The following is a 16,401-nucleotide window of genomic DNA, read 5'->3' as shown; positions in this document are numbered from 1 at the left end:
ACCCTCCCAGCCCTGGCAGCCCGTACAACAGCAGCCCGACCAACCGTCAATGCCGTGCGCCGTTGCCGGCTCCTGCGGCTCCTATCACTAACAAGCACATTCTCCCCGCTTCAAGCGACACAGGTGGTGGCGGGATAACCGCCCACCAACCCCATACCGAGATCCAGAACCAGCCTGCTACAGTTTGTGACAAATGAGGAGACAGTGATGTTCACACTTGAAAGGGCTGCGCAGATCTTCCCGGAAACGCTGTCGGCGGATGTTGTCCCCGCCATTACGGCACGCTTTCGCCTGCTGAGTGCCGAAGACCAGCTCGCCCTGATCTGGTACGCCTATCTGGAGATGGGCAACACCATCACCGTGGCCGCTCCCGGTGCCGCCCGGATGCAGTTCGCCGAGCCGGTGCTGAACCAGATCAAGGCCATGTCCTTTGCGGATCAGAGCCAGGTGATGTGCGATCTCGCCAACCGCACCGACACCCCCATCGCCCGGACCTATGCCTACTGGTCGGTCAACATCAAGCTGGGCTTCTGGTATCAGCTGGGTGAGTGGATGGCTGCTGGGATCGTGGCACCGATTCCCGAGGGCTATCAGCTCTCCGCCAACGCGTCGGCCGTGCTGAGTTCCGTCAAGGAGGTGGATCAGGGCCAGCAGATCACCCTGCTGCGCAACTTCGTGGTGGACATGGGCTATGACCCCCAGAAGGGCGAAGGCCAGCGGGTGATGGAGCCCATCACTGCGCCCACGCCGGAGGAGCAGCGCAAGAAAGTGTTCATCGAAGGGGTGATCAACTCCACGGTGAACAGCTACATGGATCTGCTGAACGCCAACGATTTCGACAATCTGATCGAGCTGTTTCTGCCTGACGGCGCCCTGCAGGCACCCTTCCAGAAGCCGATCGTGGGCCGCGAAGCCATCCTGCGCTTCTTCCGGGAGGACTGCCAGAACCTGCGCCTGCTGCCCGAACGTGGCTACGCCGAGCCCACCGAGGGCGATTTCACCCAGATCAAGGTGACCGGCAAGGTGCAGACGCCCTGGTTCGGTGCCGGCATCGGCATGAACGTGGCCTGGCGTTTCCTGCTCAACCCCGAGGGCAAGATCTACTTCGTGGCCATCGATCTGCTCGCTTCGCCGGCGGAGCTGCTGAAGTTCGCCCGTTGAGTGGCACCAGCCGACTGAGCAATCCCACCCGCACGGGATTGCTCCTGGCTGCGCTGATCCTGCTGGGCTGGCTGATCACTCTGGTCAGCCTGCTCAGCGTTGACCTGGCCAGACTTCCCGCTCTGGTGATCGTGATCGCCGTGGCGGTGCGTGCCCTGCTGCAGACCGGTCTGTTCATCGTCGGCCACGACGCCATGCACCGGGTGCTGCTGCCCGAGCGGGTTCGCTGGAACGATCGCCTCGGTGCTCTCGTTCTGGCCCTCTACGCCGCCCTGCCCTATCGGGATTGCCGCCGCAATCACCAGTACCACCACCGCTTCCAGGCCACGGCCAAGGATCCTGACTTCCATGGCGACCCCCGGAGCGGGGCCCTGGGCTGGTACCTGCACTTCATGGGCGGCTACCTGACGGCGTGGCAGATGGCGCGGCTGCTGGGCAGCTGGGCTCTGCTGGCCCTGGTGGCCTGCCAGCTCAGTGCTACGGGCTGGCTGAATGTGCTGCTGTTCTGCACCCTCCCCTTGCTGTTGAGCTCGGTGCAGCTGTTTGTGTTCGGCACCTATCTGCCGCACCGTGGCCAGCGCGCGCCGTTCTACCGCCCCAAGTCCGACAGCCTGGACCTGCCCCCCTGGCTGTCGCTGCTGGCCTGTTTCCACTTCGGCTATCACCGGGAGCACCACGACAGCCCTGTCCTGGCCTGGTTCCAGCTGCCGGCAGAACGACGGCGCAGCCGTGAGGCCCAAGGGGCAGCGCCGCTCACGCTCGCCTGATGACCTGACTAGGGTCGCGGGTTGGGAGCTCTCAACCGATGGTGGACACGATGCGCGAAGGATGGACGGAGCTCGACGGGTGGACCGAAACTGAGCAGGCCATCGCCAAGGAGGCCTTTGAGCGCGCCTATGGCCGGGCAGTGGAGCGGTTGGTGGCCACCGTGCGCGACAGAACGGCTGCACTGAACTCAGCGGAGAGCGTGTGGCAGCTGCACGACTACCTCAGCATCGAGCGGCACACGATGGAAGGCCGCTTCGACTTCCGCCTCGATGGCATTCTGTTTGTGTTCGCCAGCCTGGTGAAAGACGAGCTGCTCACGATCAAGGAATTGACCGGTCTGGATGCCGAGAAGCTGGCCAAGATCGGGGCTATGTCCCGCTTCTAGCCCGCCGTCAGGCGCGGGAGCTCACAGGGGGCACAACAGCGGACAGAGCAAGGGGTGGGGCAGCCGCACGGTGCGCCAGTCGCCCGTGGCGGTACGGACCTCCACCCCGATCTCCCGGAGCAGCGGATCAAGCCCATGCTCCTGGCACCAGGCGATGGCGTCACCCAGGGCCTCCTCCAGGGATCCATAGAGGGTGTCCAGGTGGCCGTGGGGCTGGCACCAGGCATCAATGAGCCGATAGACCCGGTGGCGATGCCCACCGGGCGCCCCCAACAGCCGTGATGCCAGCCCTGGTGACCTCGATCCCATCGCCCCACCGCATCTGTCACCAGAATGGGAGAGAAGTGATCAGGATCGTGCGCGGCTGATCATTCTTTAAGTTTGGCGCCCCGGGGGCCAGCTGCTGCAGCACCTGGAGATGGCCCAGGATGGCGTCAATGCCGCCTGGCAAGGGCCTCAGGCCAGTCGGCCCTGAACTGAGTTGATGACGTCCCCCGACCTCGCCCACAGCCAGCGCTACAGCGACGCCCTCGGCTGGAGCGCTGAGCTGCACCGGGGGCAGCGGCGCAAGGGCAAAGCCGTGCCCTACATCTCCCACCTGATCGCCGTGAGCGCGCTGGTGTGGGAGGACGGCGGCAGTGAGAACCAGGCCATCGCCGGCCTGCTGCACGACGCCATCGAGGACGCCGGCCAGAGCCATGGCTCGATCGCCGCCCGCTTCGGGGAGGAGGTGGCGGGAATCGTGGTGGACTGCACCGACACCCAGGGCCCCACGGAGCCGGGGGGTGAGAAGGAACCCTGGCTGCTGCGCAAGACCCGCTATCTGGCGAGCCTGGAGCACAAGGCCGAGGGATCCCTGCTGGTGACGGCGGCCGACAAGGCCCACAACGCCCGCGACCTGGTGCTCGATGCCCGCAGGGATCCCCACAGCTGGACCCGCTTCACGGCTGGCCTGGAGGGCAGCGCCTGGTATTTGCTGCGGATCCACCAGACCCTCAGCCACCGCATCCCCCAGAGCCGCTCCACCGCCCTGCTGGGAGAAGCCGTCCAGGAGATCCTCGCCAGCGACGCCTACCGGCGCATCGTGCCGCGGGGCATCGCCCCAGCAGTGTGGGCGGCGGGCTATCTGGAGCGGCCGGAAGCCCATGAAGGCTGAGATCGCAACCAACGGGCCGCGTCTGATCGATGGCCCGCTGGAGGCACCGGCCAGCGTGCTGCTGGCCCATGGGGCCGGGGCGCCGATGGACAGCCCGTTCATGGCGGCGATCGCCGGCGGCCTGGCCCAGCGGGGCTGGCGGGTGGTGCGCTTTGAATTCCCCTACATGGCCCGCAGCCGCGAGACAGGCCGCCAGCACGGGCCCGATCGCATGGCGGTGCTCCAGGAGACGTTTCGCGAGCAGGTGCGGATCGAGCGGGCCGCCAACCCCGAGCGGCCCCTCGTGATCGGGGGCAAGTCGATGGGTGGGCGCGTCGCCAGCCTGCTGGTGGATGGGCTGGCCGCCAGGGATGGGGTGCGGGGCTGCCTGTGCCTGGGCTATCCCTTCCACCCGCCCGGCAAGCCGCTGCAGCTGCGCACCGAGCACCTGGCCGCCCTGCAGACCCCCACCCTGATCGTGCAGGGGGAGCGCGACAGCTTCGGGAAGCGACAGGAGGTGGAGAGCTACACACTCTCGTCCCAGGTGCAGCTGCAGTGGATCCCCTGCGGCGACCACAGCTTCAAGCCCACCCGCAGCTCCGGCCTCAGCGAAGAGCAGAACCTGACGGCGGCAGTGGTCTTCAGCCATGGGTTTCTGGGCGAGCTGCTGTAGAGCCGATCAACGTCGCGGCTTGAGCTCAGCCGGCAGGGCGTCGCGCAGTGCCTGGAGCTGCGGCAGGAGATCGCGCACGAACCGCCTGGGCACCAGCTCAGCGATGGCCTTGCCACAACCTGGCGCCATCGAAGCCATCAACCCCGGCATCCAGCAGCCGGTTGAGCAGCTTCTGCCGCAAGCGGGGCCGATCCCTACGGAACAGGAGCCGGTGGGCTGCGGCCAATAGGGAAACCGAGGCCACTGCAGTAGGAGCATGGGGATCAAGCACTGGCCATCACGAATGGCAAACAGCCATGGATTGACGCCGTCTCTGAAACAATGGCAGCTGCGCAATAGGACGAGGACGTGCCATGGGTATGGCCTAGATCGACAATGGACACCTACGAATCAATGCTTGTCGAGAGCCCCATCGAGGCTAGTCCGACGCGAGAGGAGCCGAGGGAATGGAGCGCCCCCGCAGATCCAATGACAAGATCGATCGAACAACCGTGCCTCTCGCCCTTTCATAGAGAAGTTGGCAACAAGGATCGGCAGGGATTCAGGGGCCCGAGCATTCATCCCATGCCGCAACGAGCCAGACACAAGAAGGGCGACCTGCTCGACTGCTTCAGCCGCCTTGATGGATCAGCAAGGGCATCGTATCGACCAAACCACGCCATGCACGCGAACAGGAATTCCGCTAAGCTTGATTGGCGTCAGTGATGGCAACGTTGGGCGGACCAAGGGAGCAGTGCCTAACAGCCATCACGAGGCTTTCGTCGATTTGAATCAGCCCCTCCTTTCTGCAATGCTGAAACGAACGCGTCCACTCCGTGCACCTCGTCACCAGCAGGCCCTAGCGCTGCTCACAGCTGTTGGCGGTCTCATGGTTGGGCTCTGCGCTGGACCCGGCTCCGCTCAGCACAGCGAGCAAGGGGCGAAAATAGCAATGTTCAAGACGAAGGCCGAGGCCGAGGCCGCCGCCAAGTCGTTCAACTGCCAGGGTGCCCACAAGATGGGTAACCAATGGATGCCCTGTGCCAGCCATGGCGAGGCCTCCGGTAGCCAGTCCACCCCATCTGCGCACTGATGCCGACTCCAGCGGAATCGGATCTCCTCTCCAGGTCCTCGCAACCAGCATGCGGTGGACGGCCGAAGATCCTTGCCATCGGCATCGCCCCCCTGGGCATCATTTCGATCGGCATCGTCCCCATGGGAGTGGTCAGCATTGGCGTCGTACCGATGGGGGTGTTGAGCATCGGCGCCGTTGCCATGGGAATGATCAATGCCTCTGTGGTGGGAATGGGCATCCTGATTGCTGGCGTGAATGTGATGGGAGTGTGGTGGGTTGGCATGGATGGCATGGGCCCCTTCCGCTTGGGGAGCAATGGCGCCCATGTTCATCGCCACCATGAGCGGAGTGACAAGAACCTCTTTGCCTACCCAAGCCGAGAGACTGCACTGAGGAAAGCCAAAGAACTCGGCTGCGACGGGGTGCATGCCATGGGAACTCTCTGGATGCCCTGCAGTGAGCACCCTCAGGACTGAGCATCCACAGAGCTGACCATCCAGGCCTGTATCCCATCAGCCTCTACCTGGCAGGAAGGGCATCTTCAGACCGAGAGACTACCTACTTAACATTCAGATACCGAAGGCAGGAATGTTGAGTATCATCCATGGCTGAGGGGTCTTACCCACTTCCGATCTGGAGCCGTTGAGATGGGGACGACAAGCCAATTCCGCACGGGCCTGGCCGTTGCCGCCCTTGTTGCGACTGTTGCCAGTGCGGCCTCAGCCCAGCCCTTCAAGATGACAACGGCCATTGCGCCTGGAGTAGCCACTCCAGACCGGCTCGAGACATCGATCGGTCCGTTGAATCTCATCGATGGTTTCCCGAAGCCAGACACTGTCGAGAAGATCTACGACAACCTGGATCGCTCCCGTGCCCTGCAGGCCTACCTGCTGGCGATCCCGATCGTGAATCAGGCCGGCATGCGTGAATCATTGCGCAAGTTCGGCCCGGTCAACACGACCAACGTGATCTGGGAAAACCTGGTAGATCCCAGAACAGTAGAACTCACGGCCAACGACAACACGGTTTACAGCTTCATCTGGCTCGACACCAAGAAGGGGCCCCTGGTGGTCGAAGTACCCCCCAAGGTGCTGGGTGCTGTCAACGACTTCTGGTATCGCTGGGTGGCCGACATCGGCATCACGGGGGCCGACAAGGGCGCGGGAGGCAAGTACCTGTTCCTGCCACCCGGCTATCAGGGCACCATCCCGCAAGGCTACGTCGTTGTCAAACCCAAGACCTATGGCAACTGGCTCTTCTTTCGCTCCTTTCTTGTGGATGGTTCCACCAAGCCAGGCGTGAAGTCGGTTAAGGCAAATCTGAAGATCTACCAACTCGCGGATGCTGCCAACCCACCAGCGATCAAGTTTGCCAACGCCTCAGGTGTGCCGGCCAATTTCGTGGCCCCTGGCGACTATTCCTTCTGGGCACTCCTCAATCAGGTGATTCAGGAGGAACCTCCCTCCGGCTCTGACCCGACGACATTGGGGCTTTTCGCCTCCATCGGCATTGAAAAAGGCAAGCCCTTCAATCCCGATGAGCGCTGGAAGAAGATCCTCACCGACGCCGCCAACATCGGGGCAGTGACTGCACGCACCCTTGCCCTGAAGATTCGCGAACCTGAAGCCTACTTCTATCCCAACAGCTCGTGGCGGTTGCCGTTTTTTGGTGGTTACAAGTTCCAGGCATCCCCAGGCGTAGCCAACCTTGATGGCGCCATTTTCTATTATTACTTCGCCACCGGCGTCACGCCGGCCATGGAAGAAAAGATTGTAGGCAAGGGATCCCAGTATCCATGGGCCTCGCTGGATGCCAAGGGCGATCGCTTGGATGGCAGCAAAACCTACAGGCTCCGCCTACCCCCCAATATCCCGGTGGCCGATTTCTGGTCTGTGATCGTGTATGACACCCAGACCCGCTCCATGCTGCAGACAGACCAGAAAGCCCCGAGTGTCAGCAGCCAGAACAAGGGCATCAAGACCAATGCCGACGGTTCTGTTGATGTTTGGTTTGGACCTAAGGCCCCTGTTGGATTTGAGCAGAACTGGGTCCAGACGATTCCTGGCAAGGGCTGGTTCACGCTGCTGCGCCTCTATGGCCCCTTGGAGCCCTGGTTCAATAAAACCTGGCGTCCAGGTCCAATCGAATTGCAGCAACAATGATGCAGCCTGCGTAACAGCCTTCCATACAGATAAGGAAAGGTGCCGATTCTTGCCGCGGCCTGGCCATCGCACGCCTTAGCAGGCCGATCGGTACGTTCTCCAAACCCGCCAGTGTCATTCATGGCCAAGACCACTGCCACCTACTGGAACGTGTTCAGTCCACAGGCCCAGGAGCAGTGGGCACCGGTCCAGGGACTGGAGACCATGGCCGAGGAGCTGACTCTGAGCATAGATGAAGAATCTGGCGCCTACACGAAATTGACCCGCTTTCTACCTGGCGCGGATACGGCCAGCTTCGGGGGCAAAACCCATCCCTATCCCGAAGAAGTCTTCATCGTCAGCGGTCGTCTCTATGACGAAGCGTTTGATCTCTGGCTGGAGGCGGGCCACTATGCCAGTCGGCCTCCGGGGGAACTTCACGGACCGTTCAGAACTGATAGTGGCTGCGTCGTACTGGAACTATCCTTTCCCAACCGTGCTGGCTAGCCAATGCCGCCCCACCGATGATGCCTCAGTCCACTGCGCGAAAAGCCACGCAGGACCATGCCTTAAATGTTAAGCAGCCAAAGGGAAAGATGGAGCAGATCAGCTGGGCCGATTTCGCCAAAGTAGAGCTGCGCGTGGGTCGCATCATCAGCGCCGAAGCTTTCCCTGAAGCTCACAAGCCAGCTTTCAAGCTGCAGGTCGACTTCGGCCCAGAGATTGGCGTACGCAGATCGAGCGCACAGATCACCGATCTCTACCAACCGATGGATCTCTTGGGCCAATTGGTTGTGGCGGTGATCAACCTGCCTGCCAAACAGATTGGTCCCGTTCTGTCCGAGTGCCTTGTCACTGGCTTCCACAACGCCAGCAATCAGGTGTCCCTATGCATCCCCCAGCATGAGGTTCCACTCGGCACCAAGCTGCTGTAATCAGCACGGGCAGCTCAGACACCATCCCCTCAGCTGTCAACCTTGCTCGCCGCGACGGGCGAACCACCCACCCTTCGCAAGGCCGCCCGCGAAGCCCAGCGCCAGACAATCCATGGACAAGCCATGAACAAACTACACATCGCCATCTCTACAGCAAAGCTTGAAGACACAGTTACGGATTACAGCAAGCGGCTCGGAGCCAAGCCCTGTGTGATCGTCGAAGCAGAATACGCACTCTGGCGCACTGAAACGCTGAACCTCTCAGTGCGCCAGGACCCTTCATGCAAGCCAGGCGAGCTGCGTCATCTGGGCTGGGAAGACCCAGCTGCGCAGGCGTTCTGCAGCGACACTGATGTCAACGGCGTGACGTGGGAACGGTTCACGGCTCAGCAACAAGCAGACGAAATCAATGCCATCTGGCCAGGGACTGATTACCAACCTGCGTAGCAAGCCGGATGGCTCTGGGCGGCTATGGCTTGGTGGTCGGGGGCTTGGTCGGGGGCTTGGTCGGGGCAGTGGGAGCCGGAGGGGCGGTGATCGACTCCTCCATGCCCAGATCGATCTCCCCGATCCAGAGCCCGAGGCCCGCGATGCAGGCCAGGGCCGCCAGCAGCAGGCCCACATGACGGCGATCCATGGCGCTAGGCCTCCAGGTAGGGATCGAGAAAGCGCAACGGCTGCGCCATCGTCTCGGAAAAGCCGAGAATGCCACGGTCGCGGTAGCTGTAGAGCAGGGTGTCGTCGCTCTCGAGCAGGTAGGTGCCGCCGCGCTGGGTGATGAAGTGGTCGCGGGGCACATAGGTGCGCCAGTTGCCCAGCACCTCCACCATGTTGCGCAGCCGCACCGTGGCCAGTTCAAAGGGTCGCTGGAAGCCCTCGCCACCGGCCAGGGCAAACAGGGGCGAGGCCAGGCGCTGGGGAGCACGGCGATCGCCGGTGTAGCCGCGCAGCACTTCGGCGAGGGTGCCGGGCGAGCCGATGCCCGCACACATCAACAGCAACGCAGGCCAGGCGCCAGCGGGGGTGCTCAGTCCTGGGTAGAGGCCCAGGGCCCGGTGCAGCTCCGGGGTGGCATCCACCTGCAGCCGCTCGGCGGGAAAACCCGTGAACGCGCAGAAGCGCTGGCGGCCCGCCTCGGCGCCGATGCCGATGGCGACGACCTCGATGCCGGCGCTCTGGAGGCGTGGGAGCAGCGGCACCAGGGCCTGGGCGTACTCGAGGCTGTCGAAGTCCCCCAGCTGGGAGAGCAGCAGCACCAGCCGCCGGTGGCCGGGTCCCATGGCGGGCAGCTGGGCCAGGCGTTGCAGCAGCGGGTCAGGGGCCTTCATGGCTGCAGCCAGGGGGGCTCAAACCGTACTGAGGTGCTGGCCGCCGAGGCTCGTCACCGTTCAGCCCCTGCGGGTGGGCGGCCACCAGGTGGTGCGCTCCAGCACGAGCGCGATCGCGGCCAACACCAGGGCAAAGCCGCAGGTGCCGGGCCACTGCCAGCTGCTCCAGTGCATCGCGATCACGGCGGAGCAGAGGGCTGCCCCCAGGTAGGCCGTGAGAAACAGCTGGCCGCTCATGCGGCTGCGGGCGGCAGGGTCGAGGGCATAGATGCGGGCCTGATTGGCCACGAAGCTGCCCTGCACCCCCAGATCCACGGCCATCAAGCCCAGGGCCAGGCCCACCAGGGAGGTGGGCCGCAGGCCGAGCACCAGCACCCCCAGGCCCGCGCAGGCCACACCGGCCGCCACGATCCGATCGGGACCGAGGCGATCCACCAGGCGGCCGATGGCAGGAGCGGCGAGGATGCTGGCCAGGCCCACCAGTCCGAAGCTGCCGATCAGGGCCGGCCCGAAGCGCCAGGGCGGTGCGGCCAGGTGCAGGGCCACCGCACTCCAGAGGGCCATGAAGCTGCCGAAGAGCAGGGCCTGGGTGAGGCAGGAGCGGCGCAGCCGTGGGTGCTGACGCCAGAGCTGCACCTGGGAGGCCAGCAACCGCCAGTACGACCGCGTCTCGACGGGAGCCAGGGTCGGTAGTCGGCTGTGAAACAACAGGGCGACCGCCACCATCGCCAGGGCCGAGAGGCCATAGATCGAGCGCCAGCCCCACAGCTGGGCCGCCACACCGCTCACACTTCGCGAGAGCAGGATGCCGCTGAACTGGCCGCTCAACACGATCCCCAACATGCGGCCGTGCTGGGCTGGTGGGACGAAGGCCGTGAGGAACGGGGGCAGCAGGGAGGGGATCAGGGCCACGACCCCGAGCAGGAACCAGCTGCCCAGCACCACAGGGAACGACGGTGCCAGAACCACCGCCAGGCAGGCCAGGGCCATGCCGAGGGCCAGCAGGATGAGCAGCCGCCGGCGTTCCCGGATGTCGCCGAGGGGCAGCAGGAACAGGAAGCCGAGCGCCATCCCCAGCTGGGTGGCCATCGGACCGAGCAGCACAGTGCCTGGCGGCACCGCAAAGGCACGCTCCACCGCCGGCAGCAGGGCCTGGGCATAGAAGGGATTGGCCACGCTCAGCCCCACCACCAGGGCCATCAGGCCGAGGGAGGGCAGAGCCGCCTGGGGTTCGGCGCCGGACTGCGGCTGGGCCATGGGTTCAGGACTCGACAAAGGGGCTCAGGCGGAGTTCCTCGGCGATGCCCAGCTGCTGCCGCCAGTCGGCCAGGGGACGGGTCCAGCCCTCCTCCCAGCGCTGCGCCAGCAGCGGCGCGCAGACCCCACCGAGCCGGAGCCCGAAGGACACCGCATCGGCGAGATCCGGCACGGTGTCGGCGGCATGGGAGCGGGCCATCAGATCAGCGGCCAACAGCAGCACGGGTCCCGGCTGGCGCAGTTGGCGCGCCCCGAAGCCATTGAGGGCCACCTCGCCGGGCAGGGTGTTGGGAAACCCGGTGATCAGGTGCCAGATGTCGTGGCAGGCGCGGGCCCGCAGCTGCAGATACTGGTCATCGTCGCCGAGGGACTCCAGCCCCTCCGGCCGGTCGATCAGCTGCAGACCCTCCTGCCGCAACAGGCCCGCGAAGGCCTGGCCCAGGCTGCCTGTCGGCATGGCGGCCAGGGCCTCGACCCCCGGCCAGGGCCCCCAGTAGCGCTCGCTGGCCAGGGCGGCGATGGCGGGGTCCTGGCGGAGCCGATCACGGGCCAGCGCCGCCAGGGGGCTGGCGTAGCTGGTGTTGAGGATCGCCAGGGCGCTGGGAACCCGGTCGGGCTTCTCGATCAGCTGCAGCAGGGCCGGCAGGGCGGCCTCCAGATGGGGCCGCTGGGCCTCCGCAAAGGGCGTGGCCGGCTCGCTGGTGGAGGGGTCCGAGCGCTGGGCCTCGGCGAACAGATGGGGCTGCAGCGGCAGGGCCATGGTCAGGAAGGATTGGGGTGGAACAGCTGCGTCCCGGCCAGTCAGCAGCTAGCAATGGACAGGACCCAGGGCAGGGATGGCACCTGCAGACACAGCCACTGTCGCCCCACGCTGCACCTGGGATCACAGCGCGGACTTCCTGCTGCTGCCCGGTGATGGCCTGATCCTCGCCAATGGCGATGGGGTGATCACCTACTTCGACCTGAGGGCTCGTCAGCTCATGGGCCGTGAGCCAGGCTGCCGCTGCGGCGATCGGCTCGATGAGATCTGGCCGGAGCTGGCGGAAGTGCTGGAGGAACACGCGCTCGTGGCTGGCCGCTCAGGCCCGGTGGTGACGCGGGTGGGCATCGGGGATCGGCTGCGGACGGTCAACCTGTTCCGATCCGATTGCGGCATCGGGATCGTGCTGCTGGCGGATCGCTGCGATGCCAATGGCACCTTCCACCAGCAGCTGTTGATGCACCAGCGCATCCTGCAGCATGTGCGCGATGCCGTGATCGTGACGACCGCCGAGCCGATGGCGGCCCCGGGTCCGGTGATCATCTACGCCAACCCGGCCGCCCTGCGCCAAACCGGCTATCGACTGGGAGAGGTGCTGGGGCGGAGCCCGAGGATCTTCCAGGGGCCCGACACCGATCCCGCGGCCCTGCGAACCCTCCGCGAGGCCATGCGGCACTGGCAGCCGGCCCGGCAGAAGCTGCTGAACTACCGCAAGGACGGCTCCAGCTTCTGGGTGGAGATCGACATCGCCCCCTTGGAGGACAGCGATGGTTGGTACACCTACTGGGTATCGGTGCAGCGGGATTGCCGCAGGCCGGGACGATCGTCCTGACGCCATCCAGCGCAGACGGTTCACCCCTGCCGCCCGGGGCTCAGCTGATGGGCGGCTCAGCAATAGGCGGCACCAGCTGATCGATCGCCGGCTGAGCAACTCCCACCTGCTGGGCGATGAGCACCACCAGCTGCTCGAGGCGACTGAGTCGACGCTCCAAGGCCTCAAGATCGGCCTGCTGGCCTCGGGCAGGGGCCGTCAGACTGCCTGCAGCGGCCTTGCCCTTGAGGGGCTTGCCCGGCAGTGACCGACGCAGGGGTGGGCCATCGGGGTGGGTGAGCAAAGCATTCACTTGCCGGGGTTTTGGGCCACTGCTCAGACCCTTGATCCCCCTGGCCTTGCACAACTCCCAGAGCGCCTTGATCGAGAGCCCCTCCAGATCCTCCCGGCTGGCCAGTTCAGCACCCTCCAGCAGCTCTCCAGGCCCACTGCGGACGGGTGTGGGGTCAGCCAGCTCCTGCTGCAGACCGCGATAGAGCCGACCGTCGGACTGGGCCAGATCCCGCAAGGTTGCCCGCAGCGTGTCAGCGATCTGGCCCATGCTCGGCCTCCGCTGGATTGACGTCGTCGTCCACCCTGTCCTGTGGAGCCGGATTCGGGTGGCCATTGCCTCCCATGGTGAGGGGTGGAGACTCCTGGCTCTTTTCCAGGAACTCCTGGCGCTTGCGATCCAGTTCCACAACCCGCTCCTTGGTCTGGGTCCAGCGGTTGATGAAGCGGATCACGGCCTGAATCAGGCCACCGATGAACGAACCACCCTGATAGGACCTGCGGCCCAGTTTGTAGCGGCCGAATTCATTCACCAGGTCATCGCCAGCGTCCTCAATGTCGCCGGCCAGGGCTGTGACGATCTCCAGCATTTCGTAGACGTCCTTGCGTACGGAGGCCTCTCTGGCGGCAAGGTCGAGGAGGCTCTGCCTGAGCTGAGCCGTTTCTCCCTTGGCCTTGGCGGCGAGACTGCGGTGCTGCCCGCGGCTGCGCATCAAGCTCTTGTAGCAGTTGCGCAGTTCGAGGTAAGTGCTCTCCAGGGTGTCCCGATCCAGCGGCTTGGGATCCGGGGGAAAGTCGGTTGTGGGCGGCAGATAGACCACGCCGTTCGTTCGTCTGGGTCAATCCTGCCTGCAGACAGGCCTGGCTGGGCCTGTCAGAGCCATCCGGGGGTATGCAATCAACGCATAGCCTTCGCGACAGCACCGGAGGCTCTGCTGGTCTTTCGCAGGAGATCTGGAACACCATCCATCTACTCGGCCCAGGCTGCGGGCAGCGTTACCCACACCGCACTGCGGTTGCTCCGATGGTCGACCCCCTGCTGATGGCTGAGCTGGTGCTAGCCCTGCTGATCGTGGCCACGCTCGATCGGCCTCGTCGCCCGGTCGAGACGCCGAAGAACACCACGCCAGCTCCGGATCAGGCGGACCCTGGCTGGAGCGCCGAGACCGATCTCCACGCCCAGCGGATCCTGCGGTTGGAGCGCCGAGCCGGCCAGTGAAACCCGATGTTATCCGGCAGGACCGGGCATCCACGGAGCCCGGGCCCTGGTGGCCTGGTTGGGAGGGCGCCCTGGGGCTACTTAAGATTGGTAAGCCGGCGAACATGGACTGGAGGCCACCTGGATGAACGGGGGTGCAGACCAGAAAGCTCTGTTCGACTACTGGTATGACCGGGTTCAGCTCAGGAACCTGAAGCGGATTGGTGCCCAGGAGCACGTCACCACCCAGGAGTTGCGGCATGAGTGCACCAATTACGACCAACTCAGGCAGCTGCCACTGGTTCAGGAGCTCGATGAACTCGAGCGCTCCCGTGTCATCACGATCATCAAGTATCAGTGCACCGCCAAGGCGCTGCAGCGGCGCACCGGCCTGCTGCGGGAATTCGCCCGCCTCTGCGAAGAGAATGCCCTCGCCCAGAAGCAAGCACGCTCACGGCTTGGTGCGCTCCTCCAGAAGCTGAAGGAAGCCCTCCGGGGCAAGCAGGTGGAGGTCGATCGCCTGGGCAGACGCATCCAGGCCCTGGAAGCCGAGAACGCGGCACTCCGCTCCGAGCAGCAGCAATCCAAGGCGGAGCTGCAAGTCCAGAAGGAGCTGGAAGCTCTGCAGCGCGCCCTTGACGCCGAAGTGGAGCGCCGCAAGCAACTGGCCAGGAACAACCAGAGCCTCGGTGGGCGCGTCGCCCACACCAACCGCTACCGGCGCGAGCGCGATGAACTGCGTGAGGCCCTCAGGATCGAACGGCAGACCAGCCAGGCGCTGCGACAGGAGCTGCAACAGCTGCGCGGCGGCGAGCAGCTGGGCCTGGGCCTCGCGGAGTGAGCAGCATGGCGCGCCAGGCCCGATCCAAGCGGCAACAGGAACCAACGCTGGCCGACCTGAAGCGGCAGGTCCTCGCCCTGGCCCAGGTCTCCAGCACCCAGGAGCTGAAGCGAACGCACGTGGATCTGCGCCATCTCGATTTCCGGCTCAAGGCCAGCTGGCGCTCTGCCCTGGAGGTGCTGCAGCAGGCTGCAGCGGCCTATCCCGACTGGGACAGCAACCCACCCGAGGAGTACAAGGAGCTGTTCGCCGAGATCGACCAGGCGGCTGCGGCCTACGGCGCCTCGATTGATCAGGGCCTGAAGCTCAGCGGCCAGCTGCGTCAGGCCGCCGATGAGCTGGAGGCCCTCTCCGGTGAGCTGCAGCAGGAGGCCGAGGCGCTGAAGGCGATCGAGCAGACCTCCCGCAAGCAGCGCCGGGCCCGTTCGCTCAACTGACGGTTTGGCCGCTTTGGCTACCTACACCCCGACCAGTGCCGTCAGCGACCCAGTGGCAGATAGAGGCTGAGCGGTGTGTCCTGAAAAGAGCGGAAGCCATGGCGCTCGTAGAAGGCCTTGACCTCTGCCCCTTTGGCGTCAACGAGCAGCGCATAGCCCCCAACGGATCGTTTGGCCTCAAGGCAGCGCTGCACGGCCAGGCCCAGCAGCAGGGGGCCGAGGCCCTGACCCTGCCAGCGTTGATCGCGGGCCAGGCGCCCCATCCGAAAGCAAGGCACGGGATAGGGAGGCAGTGGCCTGGCGTCGGCGGGCTGCAGATCGGCCAGCCTGACTTCCGCTGGCGCCAGGGTGTAGAAGCCGGCGATCTCTGCTGGCGCATCCGCTGGCACCAGCACAAAGGTCTGACTCACGCCGCGGCGCATGTTTTGGTGGGCCTGCTGTTGCAGGAAGCGATCGAGGGCAGGAACACCGCAGCGGAACGCCTTGCGGTTGTGCCGTGAGGGGTCGAGCAGCTGCTCTTCAAACACGGCTCACGCGTGTGCGGGCCTGCTCCATCGCCTCCTGCAGCGCGGGATTGGCCGTGAAGGGTTGGGCGATGGCGGCATGAAACGCCGTGAAGTCGCGCTGCGACAGGCTGATCTGCTGCTCGCGCTGGATGGCTTCTGCGGCGCGCTGCTTGGCCGCCAGCCGCACGAACGCCGCCATGCTCAGCCCTTCGATGGCGGCAGCCTGCGCGAGCAGCTGCTTGTCTGCAGCGCTGAGCTTGAGATCCAGCCGCTCGTCGACAGCCACTGCCCGCCCCGCTCAGTTAGTCAATGCTACGGCAAAAGCCCGTACCCGGGAGGAAGTCGCGTCGAGGCGGTCGTCGGTCGGCAGGAGCCGCACGCGGTGATGGCGCCGCCTTCCTCCAGGACCGCTTGATGTTGGGGTCAGCCTTGGCGTGGGCCGCGTTGGGGATGGCGGGGGACGTTGTAATGCGTCCCCCTCAGACCCCCTGATACACCCCCAGAGCAGCCTCCAGCTTCTGCCGGTGCTCCTCCCGCAGGGCCGCCGGGTTCTCGATGCGGATGCCGGCGCCAAAGCCGAACAGCCAGTTGCGCAGGTCGATGTCGCGCTCCACGGTCCAGGGGGGCAGATCGAGTTCCACCGGGTAGGGATGGGTGTCGGCGGCGGAGCCCGGCTCCAGCACGTGCGGGGCGTTGGCGTGATGCCACCAGTGCTCGCCG

26 protein-coding genes are annotated in these 16,401 nt (G+C 65.1%); 15 read left to right on the top strand and 11 right to left on the bottom strand.

All coding sequences use genetic code 11. The annotated features are described in order from the left end of the window. The first annotated feature begins 204 nt into the window (after positions 1-204). The 3 genes from CJZ98_RS00120 to CJZ98_RS00110 are packed head-to-tail and all read left to right on the top strand — an operon-like array spanning position 205 to position 2,314. A complete protein-coding gene (locus tag CJZ98_RS00120; protein WP_453891960.1) occupies positions 205-1,161 on the top strand; it encodes an orange carotenoid-binding protein in 957 nt (318 codons plus the stop codon). After that, positions 1,158-1,928: a fatty acid desaturase gene (locus CJZ98_RS00115; protein WP_232756056.1), complete on the top strand. Its 771-nt coding sequence runs from the start codon at positions 1,158-1,160 to the stop codon at positions 1,926-1,928. Before CJZ98_RS00120 ends, CJZ98_RS00115 begins: the two co-directional genes overlap by 4 nt. A 38-nt stretch (positions 1,929-1,966) precedes the next feature. Beyond that, complete coding sequence (locus tag CJZ98_RS00110) at positions 1,967-2,314, top strand: hypothetical protein (protein WP_232756055.1); 348 nt, start codon at positions 1,967-1,969, stop codon at positions 2,312-2,314. Between the two features lie 21 nt (positions 2,315-2,335). On the opposite strand, the gene CJZ98_RS00105 is transcribed toward CJZ98_RS00110, so the two are convergent. After that, on the bottom strand, positions 2,336-2,587 hold the full coding sequence (locus tag CJZ98_RS00105; protein ID WP_094587488.1) for a hypothetical protein: 252 nt from the start codon (positions 2,585-2,587) through the stop codon (positions 2,336-2,338). Between the two features lie 211 nt (positions 2,588-2,798). On the opposite strand from CJZ98_RS00105, the gene CJZ98_RS00100 reads away from it, so the two are divergent. Both CJZ98_RS00100 and CJZ98_RS00095 read left to right on the top strand, forming a co-directional pair. After that, positions 2,799-3,470, top strand: coding sequence for an HD domain-containing protein (locus tag CJZ98_RS00100; protein ID WP_094587487.1), 672 nt, complete (start codon positions 2,799-2,801; stop codon positions 3,468-3,470). Next, entirely contained in the window at positions 3,460-4,122 is a 663-nt protein-coding gene (locus tag CJZ98_RS00095; protein WP_094587486.1) for an alpha/beta fold hydrolase, read from the top strand. Before CJZ98_RS00100 ends, CJZ98_RS00095 begins: the two co-directional genes overlap by 11 nt. Before the next feature lie 6 nt (positions 4,123-4,128). Here the strand turns inward: CJZ98_RS00095 and CJZ98_RS19280 are convergent, their stop codons facing one another. Next, complete coding sequence (locus CJZ98_RS19280; RefSeq protein ID WP_255090562.1) at positions 4,129-4,260, bottom strand: hypothetical protein; 132 nt, start codon at positions 4,258-4,260, stop codon at positions 4,129-4,131. 484 nt (positions 4,261-4,744) lie between these two features. On the opposite strand from CJZ98_RS19280, the gene CJZ98_RS19440 reads away from it, so the two are divergent. The 6 genes from CJZ98_RS19440 (at position 4,745) to CJZ98_RS00065 (ending at position 8,699) form a co-directional block, all read left to right on the top strand. Further along, entirely contained in the window at positions 4,745-5,194 is a 450-nt protein-coding gene (locus CJZ98_RS19440) for a hypothetical protein (RefSeq protein ID WP_315855773.1), read from the top strand. After that, positions 5,194-5,652: a hypothetical protein gene (locus tag CJZ98_RS00085; RefSeq protein ID WP_094587484.1), complete on the top strand. Its 459-nt coding sequence runs from the start codon at positions 5,194-5,196 to the stop codon at positions 5,650-5,652. The genes CJZ98_RS19440 and CJZ98_RS00085 overlap by 1 nt, the downstream gene beginning before the upstream one ends. Before the next feature lie 261 nt (positions 5,653-5,913). After that, the gene (locus tag CJZ98_RS00080; protein WP_198537393.1) at positions 5,914-7,338 is read left to right on the top strand and encodes a DUF1254 domain-containing protein; all 1,425 of its coding nucleotides are present in this window, start codon (positions 5,914-5,916) and stop codon (positions 7,336-7,338) included. Between the two features lie 120 nt (positions 7,339-7,458). Further along, a complete protein-coding gene (locus CJZ98_RS00075) occupies positions 7,459-7,824 on the top strand; it encodes a cupin domain-containing protein (RefSeq protein WP_094587482.1) in 366 nt (121 codons plus the stop codon). An 89-nt stretch (positions 7,825-7,913) separates the two neighbouring features. Continuing rightward, the gene (locus CJZ98_RS00070; protein ID WP_094587481.1) at positions 7,914-8,252 is read left to right on the top strand and encodes a tRNA-binding protein; all 339 of its coding nucleotides are present in this window, start codon (positions 7,914-7,916) and stop codon (positions 8,250-8,252) included. A 42-nt stretch (positions 8,253-8,294) separates the two neighbouring features. Further along, entirely contained in the window at positions 8,295-8,699 is a 405-nt protein-coding gene (locus CJZ98_RS00065; protein WP_232756053.1) for a VOC family protein, read from the top strand. Between the two features lie 22 nt (positions 8,700-8,721). On the opposite strand, the gene CJZ98_RS18660 is transcribed toward CJZ98_RS00065, so the two are convergent. From CJZ98_RS18660 to CJZ98_RS00050, 4 genes are read right to left on the bottom strand one after another with little or no spacing between them, the layout of a single operon-like run. Beyond that, positions 8,722-8,889, bottom strand: coding sequence for a hypothetical protein (locus CJZ98_RS18660; RefSeq protein WP_198537392.1), 168 nt, complete (start codon positions 8,887-8,889; stop codon positions 8,722-8,724). 4 nt (positions 8,890-8,893) lie between these two features. Continuing rightward, the gene (locus CJZ98_RS00060) at positions 8,894-9,580 is read right to left on the bottom strand and encodes a peroxiredoxin-like family protein (protein WP_094587479.1); all 687 of its coding nucleotides are present in this window, start codon (positions 9,578-9,580) and stop codon (positions 8,894-8,896) included. A 60-nt stretch (positions 9,581-9,640) separates the two neighbouring features. Then, positions 9,641-10,837: an MFS transporter gene (locus CJZ98_RS00055; protein WP_094587478.1), complete on the bottom strand. Its 1,197-nt coding sequence runs from the start codon at positions 10,835-10,837 to the stop codon at positions 9,641-9,643. 4 nt (positions 10,838-10,841) lie between these two features. Continuing rightward, complete coding sequence (locus CJZ98_RS00050) at positions 10,842-11,597, bottom strand: Coq4 family protein (RefSeq protein ID WP_094587477.1); 756 nt, start codon at positions 11,595-11,597, stop codon at positions 10,842-10,844. A 76-nt stretch (positions 11,598-11,673) separates the two neighbouring features. Here CJZ98_RS00050 and CJZ98_RS00045 point away from each other — a divergent pair, with 76 nt between their 5' ends. Continuing rightward, positions 11,674-12,429, top strand: a complete 756-nt coding sequence (locus tag CJZ98_RS00045; RefSeq protein ID WP_094587476.1) for a PAS domain-containing protein — start codon at positions 11,674-11,676, stop codon at positions 12,427-12,429. A 40-nt stretch (positions 12,430-12,469) separates the two neighbouring features. Here CJZ98_RS00045 and CJZ98_RS00040 read toward each other — a convergent pair whose 3' ends face one another. Together CJZ98_RS00040 and CJZ98_RS00035 are read right to left on the bottom strand one after the other, a co-directional pair. Then, positions 12,470-12,970: a hypothetical protein gene (locus CJZ98_RS00040; RefSeq protein WP_094587475.1), complete on the bottom strand. Its 501-nt coding sequence runs from the start codon at positions 12,968-12,970 to the stop codon at positions 12,470-12,472. Beyond that, the gene (locus CJZ98_RS00035; RefSeq protein ID WP_232756052.1) at positions 12,954-13,520 is read right to left on the bottom strand and encodes a hypothetical protein; all 567 of its coding nucleotides are present in this window, start codon (positions 13,518-13,520) and stop codon (positions 12,954-12,956) included. The genes CJZ98_RS00040 and CJZ98_RS00035 overlap by 17 nt, the downstream gene beginning before the upstream one ends. Positions 13,521-13,723: 203 nt before the next feature. Between CJZ98_RS00035 and CJZ98_RS00030 the strand changes: the two genes are divergently transcribed. From CJZ98_RS00030 to CJZ98_RS00020, 3 genes are all read left to right on the top strand, one after another. After that, positions 13,724-13,918, top strand: a complete 195-nt coding sequence (locus CJZ98_RS00030) for a hypothetical protein (protein ID WP_094587474.1) — start codon at positions 13,724-13,726, stop codon at positions 13,916-13,918. 124 nt (positions 13,919-14,042) lie between these two features. After that, a complete protein-coding gene (locus CJZ98_RS00025) occupies positions 14,043-14,738 on the top strand; it encodes a hypothetical protein (RefSeq protein WP_094587473.1) in 696 nt (231 codons plus the stop codon). Then, positions 14,735-15,175, top strand: a complete 441-nt coding sequence (locus CJZ98_RS00020; protein ID WP_094587472.1) for a hypothetical protein — start codon at positions 14,735-14,737, stop codon at positions 15,173-15,175. The genes CJZ98_RS00025 and CJZ98_RS00020 overlap by 4 nt, the downstream gene beginning before the upstream one ends. A gap of 41 nt (positions 15,176-15,216) precedes the next feature. On the opposite strand, the gene CJZ98_RS00015 is transcribed toward CJZ98_RS00020, so the two are convergent. The 3 genes from CJZ98_RS00015 to CJZ98_RS00005 all read right to left on the bottom strand — a co-directional run. Then, positions 15,217-15,702 carry a GNAT family N-acetyltransferase gene (locus tag CJZ98_RS00015; protein ID WP_094587471.1) on the bottom strand — a complete coding sequence of 162 codons (486 nt, stop codon included), beginning with the start codon at positions 15,700-15,702 and terminating at the stop codon, positions 15,217-15,219. Next, positions 15,695-15,967 carry a type II toxin-antitoxin system TacA family antitoxin gene (locus tag CJZ98_RS00010; protein ID WP_094587470.1) on the bottom strand — a complete coding sequence of 91 codons (273 nt, stop codon included), beginning with the start codon at positions 15,965-15,967 and terminating at the stop codon, positions 15,695-15,697. Before CJZ98_RS00010 ends, CJZ98_RS00015 begins: the two co-directional genes overlap by 8 nt. A gap of 193 nt (positions 15,968-16,160) precedes the next feature. Then, positions 16,161-16,401, bottom strand: a 241-nt coding sequence (locus tag CJZ98_RS00005; RefSeq protein WP_198537390.1) for a WCX domain-containing protein, incomplete at its 5' end; no start/stop codon positions are given.

Source organism: Vulcanococcus limneticus LL, assembly GCF_002252705.1.
GTDB classification, from domain to species: domain Bacteria; phylum Cyanobacteriota; class Cyanobacteriia; order PCC-6307; family Cyanobiaceae; genus Vulcanococcus; species Vulcanococcus limneticus.
Note: the sequence above shows the minus strand (reverse complement) of the source record. Positions and strands in the feature narration are given on the sequence as shown.

What these genes read in the sequence shown, in the direction of transcription:
- CJZ98_RS00110 (WP_232756055.1), top strand. Translation starts at nt 1,967, where the DNA reads ATGGTGGACACGATGCGCGAAGGATGGACGGAGCTCGACGGGTGGACC.
- CJZ98_RS00100 (WP_094587487.1), top strand. Translation starts at nt 2,799, where the DNA reads ATGACGTCCCCCGACCTCGCCCACAGCCAGCGCTACAGCGACGCCCTC.
- CJZ98_RS00095 (WP_094587486.1), top strand. Translation starts at nt 3,460, where the DNA reads ATGAAGGCTGAGATCGCAACCAACGGGCCGCGTCTGATCGATGGCCCG.
- CJZ98_RS19280 (WP_255090562.1), bottom strand. Translation starts at nt 4,260, where the DNA reads ATGGCTTCGATGGCGCCAGGTTGTGGCAAGGCCATCGCTGAGCTGGTG.
- CJZ98_RS19440 (WP_315855773.1), top strand. Translation starts at nt 4,745, where the DNA reads ATGGATCAGCAAGGGCATCGTATCGACCAAACCACGCCATGCACGCGA.
- CJZ98_RS00085 (WP_094587484.1), top strand. Translation starts at nt 5,194, where the DNA reads ATGCCGACTCCAGCGGAATCGGATCTCCTCTCCAGGTCCTCGCAACCA.
- CJZ98_RS00080 (WP_198537393.1), top strand. Translation starts at nt 5,914, where the DNA reads ATGACAACGGCCATTGCGCCTGGAGTAGCCACTCCAGACCGGCTCGAG.
- CJZ98_RS00075 (WP_094587482.1), top strand. Translation starts at nt 7,459, where the DNA reads ATGGCCAAGACCACTGCCACCTACTGGAACGTGTTCAGTCCACAGGCC.
- CJZ98_RS00070 (WP_094587481.1), top strand. Translation starts at nt 7,914, where the DNA reads ATGGAGCAGATCAGCTGGGCCGATTTCGCCAAAGTAGAGCTGCGCGTG.
- CJZ98_RS18660 (WP_198537392.1), bottom strand. Translation starts at nt 8,889, where the DNA reads ATGGATCGCCGTCATGTGGGCCTGCTGCTGGCGGCCCTGGCCTGCATC.
- CJZ98_RS00060 (WP_094587479.1), bottom strand. Translation starts at nt 9,580, where the DNA reads ATGAAGGCCCCTGACCCGCTGCTGCAACGCCTGGCCCAGCTGCCCGCC.
- CJZ98_RS00055 (WP_094587478.1), bottom strand. Translation starts at nt 10,837, where the DNA reads ATGGCCCAGCCGCAGTCCGGCGCCGAACCCCAGGCGGCTCTGCCCTCC.
- CJZ98_RS00050 (WP_094587477.1), bottom strand. Translation starts at nt 11,597, where the DNA reads ATGGCCCTGCCGCTGCAGCCCCATCTGTTCGCCGAGGCCCAGCGCTCG.
- CJZ98_RS00045 (WP_094587476.1), top strand. Translation starts at nt 11,674, where the DNA reads ATGGCACCTGCAGACACAGCCACTGTCGCCCCACGCTGCACCTGGGAT.
- CJZ98_RS00040 (WP_094587475.1), bottom strand. Translation starts at nt 12,970, where the DNA reads ATGGGCCAGATCGCTGACACGCTGCGGGCAACCTTGCGGGATCTGGCC.
- CJZ98_RS00030 (WP_094587474.1), top strand. Translation starts at nt 13,724, where the DNA reads ATGGTCGACCCCCTGCTGATGGCTGAGCTGGTGCTAGCCCTGCTGATC.
- CJZ98_RS00025 (WP_094587473.1), top strand. Translation starts at nt 14,043, where the DNA reads ATGAACGGGGGTGCAGACCAGAAAGCTCTGTTCGACTACTGGTATGAC.